The organism is Methylocaldum gracile, from assembly GCF_053646815.1.
Genome location: NZ_CM132196.1, coordinates 4,384,847 through 4,404,013, shown reverse-complemented (window position 1 = coordinate 4,404,013; position 19,167 = coordinate 4,384,847). Strand labels below are relative to the sequence as shown.

The following is a 19,167-nucleotide window of genomic DNA, read 5'->3' as shown; positions in this document are numbered from 1 at the left end:
GAGGATGTGCTCATTCTTCTGTCTTAGAGCCTATCCCAGTAGGCTCAAGAATCCCTTCGACGGGCCTGTCCTGAGCTAAGCTCGTAGGGTGCGGTGAAGAACGAACCGCACCGATGCACCGCGAATGATGCGGTTCCCTTCGTTCACCACATCCTACGAGCTCAGGGCGAACGGCCTGCCGGGATAGGCCCCTATTTGCCGAGATCGAAAACCCGCGTGCTGCCGCCGGGGAAGTCGTGTACTTCATCCTTGAATGCCAGGCGGATCGGCGCGATGCCGGGTTCGCGCCCGTGTACGGTAAGGGCGTCGCGGGTGAGATGCAAATCGAGCGTGTGCCCGCGATAGCGAATGCGCAGGTCGAGGCGCTCCAATTCCGCCGGCAATTGCGGATTGAGCCTGAGGACATCGCTCGTGACCTCGACGCCGGTCGTTACGCGCTGCATCAGATCGACCGTCCCCGCCATGGCGCCGAGGTGCACGCCTTCGGCCGTGGTGCCTTGCTGAATGTCGCTCAAGTCGCTCTGCAACGCCTCCGCGAAGTAGGTCATCGCGCGCGGCCGGTTCGATCGCGCCAAGACCCACGCGTGCACGACCCGCGACAATGTGGAGCCGTGCGACGAACGGCGGTCGTAATACGTGACGTTGCGCGGAATGGTTTCATATTCGAACGGATAGCCGAGATGCGTGAACAGATCGCTCAGCTCCTCGGCCGAAAACAGATAGAACAGCATCAGCACGTCGGCCTGCTTCGACAGCTTATAGCGGTTCGCCGTGTCGTTCTCCGCTTCGAGAATGAGATCCAGGCGCTGGATGTTGCCGTACCGCCTCCGGTAGTCCTCCCAATCCAGCTCGATGAGCTTTTCGTAGCCCTCGAACTGGCTGATGACCCCGTTCCCGTGAAACGGCACGAACATTCGCCGGCTGATGTCCTCCCAACGCGCGGTTTCTTCCGCGGACAAGGGAAGCTCGCGCATGAGCTCCAACCGCCGGAGATCGGGGAGCAGCCTGAGCACGTCCAGTGCCCGGCGCAGCACCCACACGGCCATGATGTTGGTATAGGCGTTGTTGTCGAGACCGGGCGTCGGCGCATCGGGATAGCCCTCGTGGAACTCGTCCGGGCCCATCACCCCGCGGATCTCGTAGCGGCCCTTTTCTTTACTGAAGCTCGCGATGCTGGCCCAGAAGCGGGCGATCTCGAGCATCAGCTCGGCACCGGCGAACTGCAGAAACTCGATGTCACGGGTAACCTGAAAGTACTGCCAGACGTTGTAGGCAATGGCGCTGCCGACGTGGCGCTGCAGATAAGAGTTGTCGGGCACCCATCGCTGCGAGCGCGGATTCAGGTTGAGTTCCTGGGTTTCCTCCTGCCCATCGCTTCCGCTTTGCCATGGGAACATGGCGCCCTGGAATCCGGCGCTCTTCGCCGCGGCTCGCGCTTCGTCTAGGCGCCGATAGCGGTACATGAGCAGCGAGCGGGTGATCTCGGGCATTCGAAAATTGAGGAACGGGAAGATGAACAGCTCGTCCCAAAAAATGTGGCCCTGATACGCTTCGCCGGTCCAGCCGCGTGCCGGCACGCCGATATCGAGATCGATGGAGTTGGGGGACACGGCCTGCAGCAGATGAAACATGTTCAGCCGAAGCATCATCGGCGCGTTCAGCCCGAAATCGCGTCCGGCGGGTTCCATGTGGATGTCGAACCTTCGCCACAGGTGCATCCAGGCCAGGACGTGGTCCGACAGCACGGCCTCGAAGCGTCCGGCTCGCGCCATCGCCTTGCGCGCCGCCAGGGCGCACTGGGAGATGGCGCGATCGCGCGAGGTATGGAGCATGGCGAGTTTCTCCAGCACCAGCGTCTCCCCCGGCTTGAGCCGCATGCCGAACGCCTGCCCGATATACCCGGGTTCGCAAACCGTTCGGCGCGGCGTCTTGACAAGCTTGCCGCCTTTGAACGCCTGCGTTCGCGCCGCCTGCGCGACATGCAGCTTCGACTGAGATGTACGCACTTCGAGACACATCCCGTCCTCGCCGACGATTTCACCCGTCAGCGGCTCCAGGTGCTGATTGTTGAATTTCCGATAAAGCTTCGCGCCCGCGTTGACAACACGCCCGTCGATGGCCGTGCGGACCGTGATGCGGGCAGACCAGTTCTCGGCGGTCAGGGTGAGCTCGATCGCACCCAGATGCATGTCGACCATCGACACCAGGCGCCGCTCCGTAAGCGTGCTCCGCCGCCCTTTGCCGTCCTCGAAGCGTATGGCCCTCGACAGCAGGCCGCTGCGGAGGTCCAGTTCTTGACGATGTGACAGGATTCTGACCTTTCGCTCATCGAACCAATCCTCGTCGGCGATGCGAAACTCGAGCGCGAGCCAATTGGGGAAGTTGACGAGGTCCTCGTTTTCGACCACCCGTCCGGCGATATCGGTCCGCAGCCGGTTGTAGCCGCCTGCCAGGTAGGTGCCGGGATAACGGATATCGTCCGCCCGCGCCCAGGGCGCTGCTCCGCGCGTCTCGAAATAGCCGTTTCCGAGGGCGCACAAGGATTCCCGGATGCCCTCGCGTGCCGGGTCGAAGTCCTCGTACGCCAACACCCAGGCAGAGGGCGGTTCGAGCGACACGCGGATGTTCGCCAAGCCGGTCACGACGGCATCGGCGCCGGCCTCCCGCAAGGCCTGCGACCGACCGCTGCGGTCGATGCCGATAACCAGGCCGAACCGGCCCATGTGTCCCGCCTCGACCTCGCCGACCGTATCCGCCACGACGACCGTTCGCAGCGGTTCCACTCCGAGCCGCCGCGCCGCCTCCAGAAGCGCATCGAGCGGCGGCTTGCCCTCGAGCTCCGGACGGATGATCTCCGACCCGTCCACATAAATATCGAACAGCGGCGCGATACCGGCGGCTTCCTGCACCGCTGCAAACTCGTTGCCGGCAGCTATCACGGCCGTTCGAATCGCCTGCGCCCGGAGCGACCGCACCAGATCGATCGCGGCTTGATCGACTTCGATGGCCCCATGCTGCTCCGAATATCGCGCAAAATATCCGCCGTCGAGGTCGAACAAGACGGCATCGTAGTCGCGCGGCAAGAGAGCGACGATGGGGCCGGCAGTGCTCATCTCGGCACTCGAATGCCGATCTCAGTGTTCTGCGGGCTCGTCGGCCTTCGTTCGGTGCACGGTGCCGTCGGGATGCTCGGGCGGGCTGTAGAGCGTGTACAGCCTGAGCGGCTGGTCGGATGAAGTGTTGATCACATTGTGTTCGACGCCCGCCGGAATCACCACCGCCACGCCATCGCTCAACGGGTGCTCTTCGCCGTTTAGCACGGCCACGCCGGTTCCGGCTTCGATGCGGATGAACTGATCGTGCTCCTCATGGGTTTCGACTCCGATTTCCTCGCGCGGCTGGAGCGTCATCAGCACCAGCTGGGTATTCCGGCCGGTATAGAGCACGCGGCGATAGTCCTGGTTTGCCAGCGTATCGCGTTCGATGTCCGTTGTGTATCCGATCATAAGTCACCTCCAAAAACGATTGCGGCAAGACGAAAATTCAATGAGCGGTCAGTCCGCCGGCTTCGAAGCGCCTCTCGCGCCTATCGTCCCGGTACGATTTTCCAAAGCTCACCGTTGGTCTCGTCGGTGACGACGTACAATCCACGGCTGCTCGAGCCCCGTTGCGAGCACGACGACGTCGAAGGCGACATCGGATTGGACGGCGCACGCGCGGGTCTGACCGGGAAACGCCGGGCGCTGGTCCGGCGCGTTCGGCGCGCGTGTCTCGAACGGCGGACAGGCGCCTGTCCCGCCGGACGTCTGCGCCCCGCCGCTGCCCGCACAGACCATCAGAACGAATATTGAGATACAGGCTACGCGGCAAGTCTGTATGGGGCGGCCCTCCTTGGCGGATGATTCCATTCTTGAGACCAGCGAGACAATAAGAAGTGCGCCGCTCGCAGGCGAAGGCCGGGCGACCGGTCCCCAGGAGGGGGCCACAAAAAACAGACGGGGCATTCCGGAGGATTATCGAGCCGCGTAAACCGGACTCCGCTTATTCGGTCTTTCGTATCCCTCTTGTTGGACGGGCCGAGGGAAAGGCTTGGGGGAAAACGAAAACAAACGCGGTCCGGTATCTTTTTGACCCATCCGAAGATGACTCTCGCCCCCATGCCCCGTCCCACGGCCCAAATGGCGTTTTCGTGCCGTTTACTCGTGGCAGGACTAGGCCTTATTCGGCGATCCTTCCCAGGCTTCGGATTCCTTTGCGGTCAGTGCGATCGCGATACAGCTCCAACCGTTCATGATCAGTTCGATTGCGACGAAAAGGCCGATGACCCAAAGTCCTGAAACCGGCCATTTCGCCACGATCATGACGCCCAGCAGTATTTCGAGCATGGCGCTTGCAAGCGGCCAAACCCAGCTTTTGAGCCCGCGGAGTTGAAGGGCCATAACCATCCGCGCGATACCGATGCCGATCAGCGCTCCGCCAAGGACCAAGGTAAGAAGGGTTGATGCGGCCACAGGGTTGTTAATGATGGTTATACCCGCAAGCAAATAGAGGATGCCGATGAGTACGGACAGAATGATGCTTTTCCATCCCGTGGCCTTGACGGCATGAAATATCTGGAAGCTTCCGCCAATGAGCAACAGGACTCCGAAATAAACCATGCTGGCCACGGTCAAGAAAAACGTCATGCCCAGCCCGATCGTACCGAGAATGATCAATACGATTCCCAGGGCCAGGAGCCAACCCCAATTCTGTCTGAGTTCGCCGAAGAAAACGTCCGGGCCGCCCGCGCCGGTCAATCGTTCCATATATGACATGACGAAGTCCTCCTTGTCAGATGCAGACAAGGTTTGACCGCAGCGTCGGGCGCTTCGTTCGCTTTCTCGGCAGGCATGTCAGGATCGGGCGATTACTTCAGTTCTTCGATCGCCAGCCGGTGGTAACGGTGCGCGAAATCGAACGGTACGCGGCGAACGACGTTCATCGCGCGTGCCGCGTCGGTGTCGCCGGGTGCATAGATCAGCAAAAATGCGGAGCCTTGCCGGGCCGCATCCAGATGGGCTTGCACCGCATCGTCGCTCCAGCCCAATCGCGCGAGAAAGCCCGTGTTTTCCGCAAGATTACGCTGCGCGGCGGCAGCCACTTCTTCGCACGTATAAAGCTGGCAATCCGCCTGCTCATAACCGCCGGTTAGGAGATCTTGCTGTACCCGCTGTGCGTCCTCCCGTTTCGGGAACGCGACGACCAGGTAGCCGACAGGATAAAAAATGCCGAAGTCCGTGGTCTTAGGGGGCGTGCGCGGTTCTTGATTGCTCATGATTCATGCTCCTTTGACGTGACATCGTTAGTCCTTTAGACAGCTGGATTAGGCAATTTGACTGCGAATACTAAAGCCGCGTTTGTTCCCGCCGTTGGCGCCGCCAGGGTGGGTTAGGGCTTCGCGGCCTAACTCACCTACAAAATCAATCCCTCATTGACAGCGATCCGGAATATCAAGGTCCGCGGTTCTTTCTGGATCTCGTCCGGAAAGTTGCGTACCACGCGTCGGATTCCGCTCCTCGATGAAACGTTTCGTTACCCGATCGCGGGACATGTTTCTCCGATATCCCACGAGGCGTACCCGAAACGCCCACAACCAAGGCATAGATGTGAAAAGGGAGCACCGACGATAGCCAGTCCGTCACCGAATCGTTACGAAATCCTAATAGACCTGTAATGCGCCGCCGATTAAATGGCCGCGCTTCTGAACAAATGTCGGGCCTCGACCACCTGGTAACCGTCGAGTTCGCCGATTGGAAAGGGGCCGCTTGCGGCCCTTTTATTTTCTTTCCAACCCGGAGCTCATTGTGAACATGACACCAGTCAAATCCCTGCTTTTTGCCGCCGCTTGCGCCGTCGCACTCGGGCAAACCGCCAGTGCCGCACCGGAGCACAATAACGCCCACGGTTACGGCAAGTTCGAGTTCGCCCTGATCGGCGACGTGCCGTATGCCCCGGCCGATTTTTGGAAGCTCGATAATGTGATCGCGGAAATCAATGCGAACCGTAAATTGAAATGGGTTCTGCATGCCGGCGACATCAAGAACGGTTCCACCCTGTGCTCGGACGAAGTGTTCGAGGATCGGCTGCAACGCTTTCAGCGTTTCGAGATTCCCTTCGTTTTGACCCCCGGTGACAATGAATGGACGGATTGCCATCGCGCCAACAATGGCTCCTATCAGCCTTTGGAACGGCTGGCCAAGCTGCGAGAAATGTTCTATCCGGTGCCCGGTCAGACGCTGGGCGAGAAAACCATGACGGTGGAAACCCAGGCCGCCGATCCGAGCTATCCGGAATTCGTCGAGAACACGCGCTGGATGGAACAGCACGTCATGTTCGCGACAGTGCACATCGTCGGCAGCAATAACGGCCTGGCGCCGTTCGCCGCCCGCACCCCGGCCGACGACGAGGAAGTCGCTCGCCGCATCGAGGCGGCCCGCGCCTGGATCAGCGAGACCTTCGCGAAAGCCGAGGCGGAAGACGCACGCGGCGTGCTGCTTCTGTTTCAAGCCAATCCCGGTTTCGAGCTAGCCAAGGGCAGCGCGGGGCGGCGCGGTTTCGAGGAAATTCTCGCCGACATGGAAGCGGAAGCGATCAAGTTCAAGAAGCCGGTCGTTTTCGCTCACGGCGACTCGCATTATTACCGTGTGGACAAGCCCATGATGGGCAGTAACAGCAAGCGGCGCATCGAGAACGCGACGCGCGTGGAAACCTTCGGTGCCGACGACGTGCACTGGCTGCGGGTCGTCGTCGATCCGAATTCGGCGGACGTCTTCTCGGTTCATCAGGAAATCGTCGAAAAGAACCTGGAACAGCATCCGTTGCCCTAGAGCATTTTTCGATTCGGTGCCAGAGAGCCCGATATGTAGGTCGGCAATCCCTTGCCGAACCGATAAGTCGGCAAAGGATTGCCGACCTTATATCTCGATTCTGCGTTCCACAAGAGGCAGAATCTCCGACTGATCATCGGACCCAGACGCTGGGCAAGACGTTGCCGACCTTGGGCCTGAAGCCCGCGCCGTAGATCGTCCCCCAGCGTCCCTTCCTCGCCATAGAGTTCGAACAGTATCGTAGGGCTGCCTTGGGCAGAACCCTGGATGGATAAGGCTGAACCCGGCCGGAGCGGTTTCGATCGGTCAGCGCTTTGCCCCATCGTCAACGCAGACAGAGGAGACTTCATGACGTTCATCCCCATCGGTATCGACATCGCCAAAGCCAAGTTCGACGCCGCCGCCCTACGCAACGGCAAGTACAAAACCAAGGTCTTCCAGAATACGCCCGAAGGGTTTAAGGCGTTCCTGGCCTGGCTGCAAGCCTTCCCAGCGCCCCACGTGTGCCTGGAGGCCACCGGCCGCTATGGTGAAGGCTTGGCCTTTTTCCTGGTCGACCACGGCCTCGCCGTCAGCGTGGTCAACCCCGCCCAAATCCACGCCTTCGGCCACGCCGAACTGAGCCGCACCAAGACCGATAAAAGCGATGCCAAGCGCATCGCCCGCTTCTGTCTCAGCCAACGGCCGCTGCTCTGGCAGCCGCCTCCGCCGGCCGTGCGCCCATTACAAGCCTTAGTGCGTCGGCTCGAGAGCCTCCTCGAGATGCGGCAGATGGAAAAAAACCGCCTGGACGGGGCCGACCCCACCGTACGCCCCTCCATCGAAGCCGTGCTCGCCACCCTCGACGCCGAGATCGCCGCTACCCAAAAGCGCATCCGGGAGCACATCGACCACGATCCGGATCTCCGCCAACGGCGTGACCTGCTCGACACCATCCCCGGTTTGGGCGACGCCACCATCCCGGTGCTGCTGGCCGCCCTGGGCGACGTTCACCGCTTCGAAAACGCGCGCAGCGTCGCCGCCTTTGCGGGCCTCTCGCCCAAAGAGCACCAGTCCGGGAAGTGGAAAGGCCACACCCGCCTGTCCAAGACCGGCGATGCCTTGCTCCGCAAGGCCCTTTATATGCCGGCCATCGTCGCCCGGCGCCATAACCCACTGATCCGGGCCTTCTGCGAGCGCCTTAAAGCCCAAGGCAAGAACGGCAAACTCATCGTCGGCGCCGCCATGCGCAAGCTCCTCGTCCTGGCCTACGGCGTCCTTAAGTCCGGCCGACCGTTCGATCCCAATCATGGGCTTGCATCGTGATTTCTAAGACGGTATCTACGTTCTTCCCGCCCGACACGAAGCCGTACACCGGGATGAAAAACGTTCTAATCGGCCGACGAAACACCCTGCGAGAAGTTCCGGGGTACGTTTTAGCCGGTGAAAGGACCGCTTTCGCGGTCCTTTCTTTTGCTCGCTTGTACGGGCGAAATTGCAGACATTCCGGCAGTATCCCAAGAGCTCAACTCTTTCCAGCATTCGTAGGTCGGCAATCCTTTGCCGATGCACCCGTTGGCCCAACTGTGCCGTCGGGAAGGGCGACTTCGGCGTTTGCGATTGGAAGGGTCGCGACTAAAGCGACCGTTTGCGATTGGAAGGGGCGTCCTGGCGCTCCCAGGACGGCCGTTTGCGATTGGGAAGGATTCCCGACCTACTCGCGAGTTCCCCTACAGTCGTCGGGGTCGCCAAACTGTAACCAGATCTACTCACACCCGTCATTTTTGAATTCGAGAATTAGCCACACGGATGCCCCGCAACGAAATCCGCACCATCGATTCCGATGGGGATGGACGGTCGTGGCGGGAGAACGCTTGGAACACGCTTCTCGACTAATGGCAACGCAAAATAACGGAGATCACATGACAACTCGTGACGACCATATCGACTTGATCCGCGACCTCGCGGCCGCCGATGCCAGGAAAGAACTCGACCCCAACTGGACGCTCAGCCGCCGCGGTTTCATCAAGAGCGGTATCGCCGCTGCAGCCGCTGTCGCCATGCCTTACAGCATTCTCGGTTCGGGGCAGGCCCGCGCCGAAAACATTCCCTTCAGCCCCGATTACGGCCCACTCTCGCCGGTATTTGACGAAGCTACCGGCTTGCCGCTGCTGAATCTGCCGGAAGGCTTCAAGTATTGGTCGTACGGCTGGACCGGCGACATCATGGATGACGGCATTCCCACCCCGAGCAATCACGACGGCATGGCCGTAGTCGCCGTCAACAATGGCCGCTACGTGCTGGTACGCAACCACGAGAAAGGCGGTGTGACCGGCTCCTTCGCGGCTCCCGAACTGACTTACGACCCTGCTTGCGACGGCGGCACGACCAATCTCATCTTCGCCCCGAATTCGCGTGGTAACAAATGGGCGTCGAGCCGGGCCTCGATTTCCGGCACCATCCGCAACTGCGCCGGCGGTCCCACGCCCTGGAATTCGTGGATCAGCTGCGAGGAAACCACCAACGGCCTGCACACCAACCCCGCCTACACCAAGCAGCACGGTTACTGCTTCGACGTTCCCGCCGTGGGCGAAGCCAAGCCCATCGCGCTGGTCGACATGGGCTGCTTCAGCCACGAAGCCGTTGCGGTCGATCCGGCCACCGGCATCATCTACGAGACCGAGGACAGCACGCCGTCCGGTTTCTACCGCTTCATTCCCAACGTGCCGGGCAAGCCGGCCATGGGCGGCAAGCTGCAGATGATGAAACTCGTTGTTGCTCCCAATGCCACCCGCACGATCAATGGCGTTTCTTACCCCTACTATGACACCGGCGTCGCCCAGCCTGCGGGTGCAACATGGGATGTCGAGTGGGTGGATATCGAGGAGCCGAACAAGCCCTTCATCACCGGCACCACGTACGGCGGCGTGGTTTCCCAGGGCATCATGCAGGGCGCCGCGAGCCTGCGCCGCGGCGAAGGCGTGTGGTACGGCAACGGCATCATCTACGTCTGCTCGACCAGCGGCGGTGTCGCGGGCCGCGGCCAGATCTTCGCCTACGACCCGGTCAACGAAACCTTCAGCCTGGTTTACGAATCGGCCGATCGCAACGTGTTGGACAACCCGGACAACATTGCCTGGAGTCCGCGCGGCAGCCTGATCCTCTGCGAAGACGGCAGCAACGCCGTCTCGCGCATGCACGGCCTGACCATCGACGGAAAGATCTTCCCGTTCTGCGAAAACAACATGGATTTCAGAGCCGAGGGCATGGGCTCGATTTCGCGTAACGGTGTCACCTACGACAGAAACCAGCGCGGTGCGGAGTTCGCGGGCGCGACCTTCCAGGACGAGTGGCTGTTTGTCAATATCCAGGCCAATCCGGGCATTACCTTTGCCATCACCGGGCCGTGGAGCAACGGCGCGCTGTAAAACAGCGCGGCGACGATTTGTGGATTGCCCTCACAGGGCGATGTCAAGCAGGGAAGACGGCGAGGGATACGCCGGCTCCAACGGTTGGAGCTACGTCATTTCCCCGGGCGTTCGCGAAGAACGTCTTGGGGACGACAGGGACCGATCACGTCAATGTGCTTCTGACACGGGCGGCACAACCCTGAACGGCGTTTGGTCATTCTCTCGTAACGCGCGCCTGCTAGCGTGCGCGGACTTCGTTCGAGATTTATTAACCCGGCCTATAAATATAGGCCGGGTTAATCCGGGGCAGGGATGCCCCGGCGCGGCGACAAGCCGCGTGAGCCCAGGCCGGGCGTGTACCGCCCTGAGCGGCGGCCCGAAATACCAGGAGGGTATTTACGGGCCTGATTAATAATTTTTTTGAGGTACACATGGGCATAGGCGTTTGGGAATTGTTGCTGGTTTTTATGATCGTCCTTCTGATTTTCGGCACCAAGAAGCTGCGGACCATAGGCGGCGATCTCGGCGGGGCGATTCGGAGTTTCAGAAAATCCATGAACGAAGCCGAGGACGACAAGTCTCCCGTTGGCGAACGTGATGCGGAATTCGGGACTTCGCCGTCCGACGTCGCAAGCCCGAAGGCCTAATCTCTCTTCTACTGCCCGTCGTTATGTTCGAGATCGGCTTTTGGGAAATGGTGCTCGTGGGCGCTGTCAGCCTGCTGGTCCTGGGGCCCGAGCGGTTGCCACGCGTGGCCCGCAAGACGGCACTGTGGGTTCGGAAGGCAAAGTCCGCCATAGGGTCGGTCAAGGCGGATATCGATCGCGAACTGGAACTCGAAGAGATCAGGCAGTCATTGAAGGTGAAAGCCGGCAGGCGTATCTCTCTCTTGGAAGAGACGCCGTCATCCCGCGCGAAGCGGACGGGCTCCGAGCCGGAAACGGACGCCTCCACAATCGGTAACGGTGGTAGAAATGCGGAACCGGAAGCCTGACATGGAGTCCGAGAGTCTTGGCGAAATGGGCTGGATGAGCCATCTGGTCGAGCTGAGGAATCGATTGCTCAGATCCGTCCTCGCCGTGCTGCTGCTTTTCCTTGGATTGGTTTATTTCTCCAACCCCATCTATTCCTGTCTGGCCGAACCGCTGATGCGGCATTTGCCGGCGGGCTCGCAGATGATCGCCATCGAGGTGGCCTCGCCGTTTCTGACGCCTTTCAAGCTGACCTTGGCGGTGGCGGTGTTCCTCGCCGTGCCGTTCATCCTCTACGAAGCCTGGGCCTTCGTCGCGCCCGGCCTTTATCGTCATGAAAGACGCGTGTTCATCCCGCTCTTGCTGGCCAGTACGATCTTGTTCTACGTCGGTATCGCATTCGCCTATTTCGCGGTCTTTCCGGTGATATTCGGCTTCATGGCCGCTGCCGCCCCGCAGGGAGTCGCCGTCATGACCGATATTTCCCATTATCTGGATTTCGTGCTGTCTCTCTTGCTGGCCTTCGGCGCCGTGTTCGAGGTTCCGATATTGACCTTGCTCCTGGTCAAGAGCGGTGCAGTCGATTACCGCGACCTGAAAGAAAAACGCCCGTACGCCATCGTAGCGGCGTTCGTCGTCGGCGCTGTTCTGACGCCGCCCGACGTCATCTCGCAAACTCTCATGGCCGTGCCGATTTGGCTGTTGTTCGAGGTCGGCGTGGTCCTCGCGTACTTTTCCACCGCGAAATCCTCGCAAGACGCGGAAACGCCGGCCACTCAGGATATCGGCTAGAGCATTTTCATATCTACTGTACGGGCACTCGCGCGTAGGTCGGGAATCCCTTCCCAATCGCAAACGATCGGTTCGGGAGCACCGAACCGATCCTTCCAGGAGCGCCGAAGCCGCCCTTCCCGACGGTGCAGTTGAGCCAACGGGTGCGTCGGCAAAGGATTGCCGACCTACGAATGCTCCACGGCGATTCCTCAGAAGTTTGCCATTTTGCGACTCAAGGTGTCGTAGGTCGGCAATCCTTTGCCGACGCCGGGCCGGGAAGGGATTCCCGATCTACGACGCCTTGGCCGAACGATCATGTGCATATCCCAACATAACGATCGCCGATCCTGTCACTCGCTCGGCCTTCCCCCTGACCGCACCTCGGAAATCCCGCGTCCGACATCCACATGTCATCAAACATTCATTAGCCGGTCATGATGGTCGGCTAAGTTACGCCCGACCCGCAGTGAATGTGCCGGCAACCGCATCGGAATATCCGCGGCTTATTCCTGCGTGGTGACCAATTCCAACAAGAACTCTGGAGTATTCGATGAAAGGTGAGCGACATCCGAAAAACGACGTGACCATGAATCCGTCGGGCAACGAATCCATTCGCGACGTGATCGAGCGTACCGACTTGGGGCGTCGGCATTTCATGCAAACGACGATCAGCGCGTCTGTTCTGGCTGCCATCGGCGGCGTCAACATGAAGAGCATCATTGGCGCTGTGGAAGCCGCGCCGCTGCCCGCCGGCAACGGCTTCGCCGGGATCGGTTTCGAGAGCGTACCGCCCAGCCTGGCGCCGGTCGCCGATAAAGTAACGGTCCCGGCAGGATATACGGTGGAAGTACTGGCGTCCTGGGGAGATCCAATCATGAAGCGCGCGCCGGCTTGGGACGAAGACGCCAGCCAGGATGCCGCCGCTCAGGAAAAGCAGTTCGGCATGCATAACGACGGCATGCACTACTTCCCAATTTCCTCGCACGGCATCGGTCACGGAAGGAATCCGGTGCTCGGCCTGTTGTGCGTCAATCACGAATACACTCACGAAGAAATTCTGCACGGCGCGGAAGGTTTGGCCGGCGGCGCCGGCGTCACCATCGCGAAGGTACGCAAATCCCAGGCCGGCCATGGCATATCGGTGGTCGAAGTGCGCAAGAACCGCGGAAAATGGCAGGTCATCGGTACCTCACCCTTCGGCCGCCGCATCACCGGCAACACCCGGATGAAAATATCCGGCCCGGCGGCCGGGCATGCCTTGATGCAGTCGAAGAAGTTCGACATCCAGCCGACGGGCTCGGTCGAGGTCGGCATCAACGACGGCTACCATTGCCACGGAACGCTCAACAACTGCGCGAACGGTTACACCCCCTGGGGCACCTATTTGACCTGCGAAGAAAACTGGAACGGCTACTTCGGGTGGAACAGCGGCGAAAGCGTCGATGTGGCCGATCCGAACCGCGCAGCAATTCTCAACGATCAAGCCCGTTACGGCATCGTGGCCGGGGGTTTCGGCTATCGCTGGCATGAAGCCGACCCGCGGTTCAATGCAGCCACCAACCCGCTGGAGCCCTATTTGTTCGGCTGGGTGGTGGAAATCGATCCTTTCGATCCCGAGAGCAAGCCGGTCAAGCGCACCGCCATGGGCCGATTCAAGCACGAGAGCGCTCAGGTAGCCGTGGATGGCAACAGCCGGGTCGCCTTTTACATGGGCGACGACGAACGCAACGAATACATCTACAAATTCGTTGCCGCCAAACGGTTCAATCGCCACAAACGCGCCGACAATCGCAACCTGCTGGACAAAGGCACGCTCTACGTCGCCAGGTTCACCGACATGCCTGGCGCCGGAGCGGAAACCTATCGCGGCGAATGGATCGCGCTGGAGCCGGATACGACGTCCGTGATTCCCAATGGCGCGGGCGGATACTACAAGCTGCGCGAGTTGCCGCAGTTTGCCGGCGCGGACGACGCGGAAGTGCAGGCCCTGATCCTGATCAAGACCCGTCAGGCCGCCGATGCGGTCGGCGCCACCATGATGGACCGCCCGGAATGGACCGCGCTGCGCACTTATTACGATCCCGAGTTTTCGTTCAAAGGTTACTCGGTCTACAACGACCAGCGTCCGCTGGAAATCTATTGCACCTTGACCAACAACAACCGCCGCGGCGGTGGCGGCAGTACGCCGGCGACCTCGTCCAACAAGGCCGACGGCACGACGACGGCCGCCAGCGCACGTCCGCCGGTGGATATGGCCAACCCGCGCCCGGACAACGACTACGGTCACATCATCCGCTGGCGCGAGGACGGCAATGTCGTCACCGCGACCGGCTTCGAGTGGGACATCTTCATGCTCTGCGGCGATTCGATCACCGCCAAGACTCTGGGGGCGAATTATCAGTCCGGCAATCTGGTGAACGGCGCCGCCGGCACCGGTCCGTACTATGAGGGCGACATTGTCGACGCACCGGCGGGCTCCGCCGATTTCGGAGCGCCGGACGGCTTGTGGTTCGACCAGTTCGGACGGCTGTGGATACAGACCGACCAGGCCGGCGATGCGAGCGGCGATTGGGTCAACATCGGTGCCAACATCATGGCCTGCGCGGACCCCAACACCAAGGAAGTGCGCCGTTTCCTGACCGGCCCCCGAAATTGCGAAGTCACCGGCGTCACCAGCACGCCCGACGGCAAGACCCTATTCGTCGGCGTCCAGCATCCCGGCGAGGATTCGCCCGCGTCTAACCCGACGCAGTACAGCAACTGGCCGCAAAGCCAGTTCACCGTCAACAGCGCCGGCCAGCCCTTGCCCAACACGCCGGGCCTGAGCCGTCCGCGTTCCTCCGTCCTGGTCATCACCAAGGACGATGGCGGTATCATCGGCTCGTAAGATCCGTGCGTTCAGCGGCGGGGCGGGCATGCCCCGCCGCGACACATAGTCATGCCGGATTCTTATTGCATTCGGCATTCGAATGAACATGAATCGTAGGGTGGGTTAGCGAAGCGTAACCCACCGACCCTTCGACTTGGCTCAGGACAGGTCCGAGGTCGCTCAGTGGGTTACGGCCTCGCCGCCTAACCCACTCTTACAAAAATTGATTCCTGATTGAAAGCGATTTGGAATTAGTAACGGCTGAAAACAAGGTTTCGTTCATGTTTCCGGTGCAGCGTGGGTTAGATGCGCGGAGAGTCACGCAGCCGCAGTATTCTTCCGCACCAGCAGTTTGCGGAAATTGGTCAGCGAGGCCAGATGCAGGAAAACCCAGCCGAGTTCGCCCGCCGTGTGAAGCTCGTGCAGTTTCTCGATCGTCAACCGATTCAATGCCGTTTCATCGACGATCCAAAAGCCCGACAGCCCGAAGCTCTGCCCGGCCGACGTGGTGGCCGCCGCCTGCGTCTCGATCAGCAGATTCCAGTCGGCAAGTTTTTGACCGAACCGCGCGGTTCGCTTGGCCTGTTGATGGTAGTCCTGGAGGAAATCCATGGTCTCGCGCAGATAAGCAGAAGGCTTTCCGCCGACGAATAGCGGTTCCCCTTCCGCTTCAACACTCAACCACGCGCAGGTTTCGTCCACGCAAACCACGTGCTGCGGTTCGGGATCAACGTCGCTTTCCGCCAGAATGAAAGGGTATCGGCGAACGAAGGCCGGCACGTAATCCGCCGTCCAGTGTCCGTGTCCGTCGATGAAAAGATTTTCCTCCCGTTCGAATCCAAGCACGGCCACTGGAACCCAACCGTCATTGCCCGCCTTGGCGAAACCGATCGGGTAGTCCTTGCAGGCTTCGGCGAATTCCGCCGCGAGGAGCGGAACCCAATGGCTCTTTGCCGCGAAACGATGGTCGTTGGCGGCGCCGATTCTTAACGACTGATGCCTTTCGGCATTCAAAGCGACGATGTTTCGATAAAAGAGCAGTCCGGTCGGTTCTGAGCGTGATTTGCTTGTTTCCGCAGTCATTTCGGGTTTTGAAAAAACAATCGTTGCCGAGTATGTAAAAGTCTATCGGGCGTCGCCGATCGCAAGGCTTTTCCTGAATGCGCCCCTTGCCGTCAACCGTGTCAGGCCGCAGCTTAAAAAACCACAAGGCGGTCGGCCGTAGAGCGGCGCCGGACGATGTTTCGTTGACACCGACATCCGCGCCCTTGAGTCCGTTGATGGACCCGTGTCGGAGAAACGGTAGCGGTGTTTTGTGACGACCGTTTGAAGATCATGTGACAGTTTCCGAAACACAAGCGCGTTCGGATGCGGCATGCCGAGTCCCGCTCTCCAAAGCTGACACCGAGATCTTGTTCCAGAACGGACGAATGCGATCTGGGGTTGCCATGCAACAAATCTGAAACATTCGATTGTTACAGTTTGGAGCACGTTGACGCCCGAGGAGTCCTTCACGAAGAAACCTCGGCACCTTTGGGGATCATCATTCTGGCCGATATGAAACTCGGATTTCTCATGCCACCGGTGGACATGAAGTTGCTCTTCGCGTCCTACCGGTTTGGCGAGCCCTTGCCGTAATGTCCCATCGCCGAGGAATGAAATGGATACAAGCGTAGCCCTTTACTGGCTGGGCGCGGCTGTCGCTGCGGCGGCGCTGCCGAAATTGAAACTGAGATTGGATCTGTCGAGGGCCAAGCACCCCTCCCTGGCAGGGCATTCCAATCTATCCCGCCGCATCGCCAAACTGGTGCCATTCTACGAATACGACGAGGAACATTTTTTTCGCTGCGATGGCGCTCCGGAAGAAATCGCCGCACAACGGCGCGCCGGATTCATGCGGCTTGCGGAGTTCTTGCGCAAGCGGTCTCCGCGTACGCTCGAGCTCAACGAGTCGGCGGCGGACGGCATCTCGGATTTGCAGTTCACCTCCGCCTATCGCGTACCCTTCCAATTCAGGCGCTTGGTCCGCGAATACCTCAAAACCGGCGCTTTCGTTCAATCGTCTTCGGGAGTCACCCTCACCGACCCGGACGGCAACGTCTCCTACGATCTCGCGGGGTCTTACGGCGTCAACGTGTTCGGTTACGACTTTTACAAGGAGTGCCTGCAGCGGGCCGGCGAGCGAGTGCACGAGCTGGGACCTGTACTGGGCCTTTATCATCCGGTGATCGTCAGCAACGTGGAGCGGCTGAAACTCATCTCGGGACTCGACGAAGTGTCGTTCCATATGTCCGGCACCGAAGCGGTGATGCAGGCGGTGCGGCTGGCGCGATACCACACCGGGCGAGCTTATGTGGTGCGCTTCTGCGGTGCCTATCACGGCTGGTGGGGCGACGTGCAGCCCGGGATCGGCAACCCGGTGCCGGCGCACGAAACCTACACGCTGAAAGACATGGGCGACGATACGCTGCGCGTGCTTCGCAAGCGCCGGGACATCGCCTGCCTACTGGTGAATCCTTTGCAGGCGCTGCATCCGAATGCGAGCGCTCCGGGCGATGGAACCCTGATCGACAGCAGCCGATCCGCCGGTTTCGATCGGGCGGCTTACACGGACTGGTTGAAGCGGCTACGCACGGTGTGCAGTGAAAGGGGCATCGTCCTGATCTTCGACGAGGTGTTTACCGGCTTCCGCCTGGCGCCGGGCGGCGCTCAGGAATATTTCGGCGTTCAGGCCGACATGGTCACCTACGGCAAGACTTTGGGCGGCGGCCTGCCCGTCGGCGTCGTATGCGGCCGCAAGGACTTGATGAAGCGCTTTCGCGACGACCGACCTACGGATATCTGCTTTGCCAGGGGCACATTCAATTCCCATCCTTACGTGATGGCGGCGATGAATGAATTCCTGAATTGTCTCGACAAACCCGAGATCCGGAATCTCTATCGGGACCTGGATTCCGTGTGGAATGCCAGGGCCGAGCAGTTGAATCAAAGGCTTCGCGACCAGGACCTGCCGGTACGGGTGGCCAATCTGGCGTCCATCTGGACTGTTTTCTATACCCGGCCCTCCCGCTACAACTGGATGTTTCAATATTACCTGCGTGCGCAGGATCTGACCCTGAGCTGGGTAGGAACCGGCCGGCTCATCTTCAGCCTCAATTACACCGAATCCGATTTCAAAACCGTGGCGGAGCGCTTCGTGACCGCGGCCGAGAAGATGAGGCAGGACGGATGGTGGTGGTACGAGGGGGGATTGTCCAACAAGGCCATAAGACGACAGGTGCTTCGCGAGATGCTTGCCAAGCGTTTCCGGTTAGTAGGTTCCGAGTACCGTCAAAACCGAGAAGGCTAGGATTAAGCGCGAGCTTCCGTTTCCTCGCTGGTTCTACACGCATCTGTGGGTGACAAATGCTGAACGAGTCCGGATACGTATGCTCAGAGTTTGTTGATCGTATCGGTTTGAAAGGGCTGGCCGCTTTCCGTCGCGGCCTTCATAAAATGAATTTGGAACCCTGGCGGAGCTCAAGCGTGCTGTTCCGATTCCTCTTTTTCAGATGTCATGGGATCGATGAGCTGTCCTCGGAGCAGGCAAATAGGGGATTTGTAGTACAGCTTGATGTCGTGAAACGGATCGGTAAGGATTTTGGCCAACCAAACCAGCCCGGTTTGGACGTCTCTCAGGAAGAACAGTTGCACGGTTCGGAACAGCAGGCCGCCGATTCCGATCGCGAGCCATAACAAGCCCAGGTGGTGCATGAAGCTACTGTCGGTGGAGTTGGAGTCGAAAAGCCCGAACAGCGTTGGATCCAGGTAAAGAGCGATCGGAGAGAGTGCCCAGATAGCCATGAGGACCACCTTCCGCCTTAGGTTATAGCCGACCTTCACCTGTTCCTTGTACTCGTGGGTCGCCTGATTGACGACGTCATATCCTTTCGGCTCGAAGAAGAAGTGACCGGTTTGACGGGTGAGCATTGCGAACAGCCACCCGATCAGCGCCGCGGCGACCGGATCGGTGAACACCAAGGCGTAAGCCAATACGAAACTCAGCGCGCTGACGAAATGCAGCGACTGGTTTATCCGGCTGTGATGATAGTAACGGTGATCGTCCCAACGTTGTATTTCCAGAGCTTTAAGAAAACCGTGCATAGATCCTCCGATGAATAGCGCAAAAAAAAAGCACGGTGTGTCCGTGCGTGAAGCGTACGAACAGCGCCGTGCGGACAGGAGAGAAAGAGACAAAGCAAAAAGTCCGAAACCCAAAGAATCAACGAGCATCCCTGCTGCCACAGCACTTCAAGGCG

16 protein-coding genes are annotated in these 19,167 nt (G+C 60.0%); 9 read left to right on the top strand and 7 right to left on the bottom strand.

Going from position 1 to position 19,167, the window contains the following annotated elements; all coding sequences use genetic code 11:
• Positions 1–191: 191 nt before the first annotated feature.
• Positions 192–3,113 carry a glycosyl hydrolase family 65 protein gene (locus ACWJJK_RS19470; RefSeq protein ID WP_454128398.1) on the bottom strand — a complete coding sequence of 974 codons (2,922 nt, stop codon included), beginning with the start codon at positions 3,111–3,113 and terminating at the stop codon, positions 192–194.
• A 21-nt stretch (positions 3,114–3,134) separates the two neighbouring features.
• Entirely contained in the window at positions 3,135–3,506 is a 372-nt protein-coding gene (locus ACWJJK_RS19465) for a cupin domain-containing protein (RefSeq protein WP_077730042.1), read from the bottom strand.
• A 126-nt stretch (positions 3,507–3,632) separates the two neighbouring features.
• On the opposite strand from ACWJJK_RS19465, the gene ACWJJK_RS19460 reads away from it, so the two are divergent.
• Positions 3,633–3,851, top strand: a complete 219-nt coding sequence (locus ACWJJK_RS19460) for a hypothetical protein (RefSeq protein WP_434131947.1) — start codon at positions 3,633–3,635, stop codon at positions 3,849–3,851.
• A 360-nt stretch (positions 3,852–4,211) separates the two neighbouring features.
• Here ACWJJK_RS19460 and ACWJJK_RS19455 read toward each other — a convergent pair whose 3' ends face one another.
• Together ACWJJK_RS19455 and ACWJJK_RS19450 are read right to left on the bottom strand one after the other, a co-directional pair.
• A complete protein-coding gene (locus ACWJJK_RS19455; RefSeq protein WP_454128397.1) occupies positions 4,212–4,814 on the bottom strand; it encodes an HdeD family acid-resistance protein in 603 nt (200 codons plus the stop codon).
• Positions 4,815–4,906: 92 nt separating this feature from the next.
• Entirely contained in the window at positions 4,907–5,314 is a 408-nt protein-coding gene (locus ACWJJK_RS19450) for a hypothetical protein (RefSeq protein ID WP_077730045.1), read from the bottom strand.
• 535 nt (positions 5,315–5,849) lie between these two features.
• Between ACWJJK_RS19450 and ACWJJK_RS19445 the strand changes: the two genes are divergently transcribed.
• Entirely contained in the window at positions 5,850–6,866 is a 1,017-nt protein-coding gene (locus ACWJJK_RS19445; RefSeq protein ID WP_454129056.1) for a metallophosphoesterase, read from the top strand.
• Here ACWJJK_RS19445 and ACWJJK_RS19440 read toward each other — a convergent pair.
• The gene (locus ACWJJK_RS19440; protein WP_454128396.1) at positions 6,863–7,216 is read right to left on the bottom strand and encodes a hypothetical protein; all 354 of its coding nucleotides are present in this window, start codon (positions 7,214–7,216) and stop codon (positions 6,863–6,865) included. The genes ACWJJK_RS19445 and ACWJJK_RS19440 overlap by 4 nt on opposite strands.
• Between ACWJJK_RS19440 and ACWJJK_RS19435 the strand changes: the two genes are divergently transcribed.
• The 6 genes from ACWJJK_RS19435 (at position 7,215) to ACWJJK_RS19410 (ending at position 14,887) form a co-directional block, all read left to right on the top strand.
• On the top strand, positions 7,215–8,171 hold the full coding sequence (locus ACWJJK_RS19435) for an IS110 family transposase (protein ID WP_454128395.1): 957 nt from the start codon (positions 7,215–7,217) through the stop codon (positions 8,169–8,171). The two genes, ACWJJK_RS19440 and ACWJJK_RS19435, sit on opposite strands and share 2 nt — an antisense overlap.
• A gap of 596 nt (positions 8,172–8,767) precedes the next feature.
• On the top strand, positions 8,768–10,273 hold the full coding sequence (locus ACWJJK_RS19430; protein ID WP_156881670.1) for an alkaline phosphatase PhoX: 1,506 nt from the start codon (positions 8,768–8,770) through the stop codon (positions 10,271–10,273).
• A 413-nt stretch (positions 10,274–10,686) separates the two neighbouring features.
• Positions 10,687–10,902 carry a twin-arginine translocase TatA/TatE family subunit gene (gene tatA, locus ACWJJK_RS19425; protein WP_077730047.1) on the top strand — a complete coding sequence of 72 codons (216 nt, stop codon included), beginning with the start codon at positions 10,687–10,689 and terminating at the stop codon, positions 10,900–10,902.
• 23 nt (positions 10,903–10,925) lie between these two features.
• The gene (gene tatB / locus ACWJJK_RS19420) at positions 10,926–11,249 is read left to right on the top strand and encodes a Sec-independent protein translocase protein TatB (protein WP_156881671.1); all 324 of its coding nucleotides are present in this window, start codon (positions 10,926–10,928) and stop codon (positions 11,247–11,249) included.
• A gap of 1 nt (position 11,250) precedes the next feature.
• Positions 11,251–12,018, top strand: coding sequence for a twin-arginine translocase subunit TatC (gene tatC / locus ACWJJK_RS19415; RefSeq protein WP_077730049.1), 768 nt, complete (start codon positions 11,251–11,253; stop codon positions 12,016–12,018).
• Between the two features lie 532 nt (positions 12,019–12,550).
• The gene (locus tag ACWJJK_RS19410; RefSeq protein ID WP_454128394.1) at positions 12,551–14,887 is read left to right on the top strand and encodes a PhoX family protein; all 2,337 of its coding nucleotides are present in this window, start codon (positions 12,551–12,553) and stop codon (positions 14,885–14,887) included.
• Between the two features lie 300 nt (positions 14,888–15,187).
• On the opposite strand, the gene ACWJJK_RS19405 is transcribed toward ACWJJK_RS19410, so the two are convergent.
• The gene (locus ACWJJK_RS19405; RefSeq protein WP_086134627.1) at positions 15,188–15,952 is read right to left on the bottom strand and encodes a SapC family protein; all 765 of its coding nucleotides are present in this window, start codon (positions 15,950–15,952) and stop codon (positions 15,188–15,190) included.
• A 577-nt stretch (positions 15,953–16,529) separates the two neighbouring features.
• On the opposite strand from ACWJJK_RS19405, the gene ACWJJK_RS19400 reads away from it, so the two are divergent.
• Positions 16,530–18,218 (top strand): aminotransferase class III-fold pyridoxal phosphate-dependent enzyme, encoded by a 1,689-nt coding sequence (locus ACWJJK_RS19400; RefSeq protein ID WP_454128393.1) that lies wholly within the window; start codon positions 16,530–16,532, stop codon positions 18,216–18,218.
• 170 nt (positions 18,219–18,388) lie between these two features.
• Here the strand turns inward: ACWJJK_RS19400 and ACWJJK_RS19395 are convergent, their stop codons facing one another.
• Positions 18,389–19,012: a DUF962 domain-containing protein gene (locus ACWJJK_RS19395; RefSeq protein WP_077730054.1), complete on the bottom strand. Its 624-nt coding sequence runs from the start codon at positions 19,010–19,012 to the stop codon at positions 18,389–18,391.
• Positions 19,013–19,167 lie beyond the last annotated feature (155 nt).

Coding starts and splice junctions, on each gene's coding strand:
- tatA (WP_077730047.1), top strand. CDS start 10,687: ATGGGCATAGGCGTTTGGGAATTGTTGCTGGTTTTTATGATCGTCCTT.
- ACWJJK_RS19455 (WP_454128397.1), bottom strand. CDS start 4,814: ATGTCATATATGGAACGATTGACCGGCGCGGGCGGCCCGGACGTTTTC.
- ACWJJK_RS19435 (WP_454128395.1), top strand. CDS start 7,215: ATGACGTTCATCCCCATCGGTATCGACATCGCCAAAGCCAAGTTCGAC.
- ACWJJK_RS19445 (WP_454129056.1), top strand. CDS start 5,850: ATGACACCAGTCAAATCCCTGCTTTTTGCCGCCGCTTGCGCCGTCGCA.
- tatC (WP_077730049.1), top strand. CDS start 11,251: ATGGAGTCCGAGAGTCTTGGCGAAATGGGCTGGATGAGCCATCTGGTC.
- ACWJJK_RS19400 (WP_454128393.1), top strand. CDS start 16,530: ATGGATACAAGCGTAGCCCTTTACTGGCTGGGCGCGGCTGTCGCTGCG.
- ACWJJK_RS19405 (WP_086134627.1), bottom strand. CDS start 15,952: ATGACTGCGGAAACAAGCAAATCACGCTCAGAACCGACCGGACTGCTC.
- ACWJJK_RS19395 (WP_077730054.1), bottom strand. CDS start 19,012: ATGCACGGTTTTCTTAAAGCTCTGGAAATACAACGTTGGGACGATCAC.
- tatB (WP_156881671.1), top strand. CDS start 10,926: ATGTTCGAGATCGGCTTTTGGGAAATGGTGCTCGTGGGCGCTGTCAGC.
- ACWJJK_RS19430 (WP_156881670.1), top strand. CDS start 8,768: ATGACAACTCGTGACGACCATATCGACTTGATCCGCGACCTCGCGGCC.
- ACWJJK_RS19440 (WP_454128396.1), bottom strand. CDS start 7,216: ATGAAGTCTCCTCTGTCTGCGTTGACGATGGGGCAAAGCGCTGACCGA.
- ACWJJK_RS19450 (WP_077730045.1), bottom strand. CDS start 5,314: ATGAGCAATCAAGAACCGCGCACGCCCCCTAAGACCACGGACTTCGGC.
- ACWJJK_RS19465 (WP_077730042.1), bottom strand. CDS start 3,506: ATGATCGGATACACAACGGACATCGAACGCGATACGCTGGCAAACCAG.
- ACWJJK_RS19410 (WP_454128394.1), top strand. CDS start 12,551: ATGAAAGGTGAGCGACATCCGAAAAACGACGTGACCATGAATCCGTCG.
- ACWJJK_RS19470 (WP_454128398.1), bottom strand. CDS start 3,113: ATGAGCACTGCCGGCCCCATCGTCGCTCTCTTGCCGCGCGACTACGAT.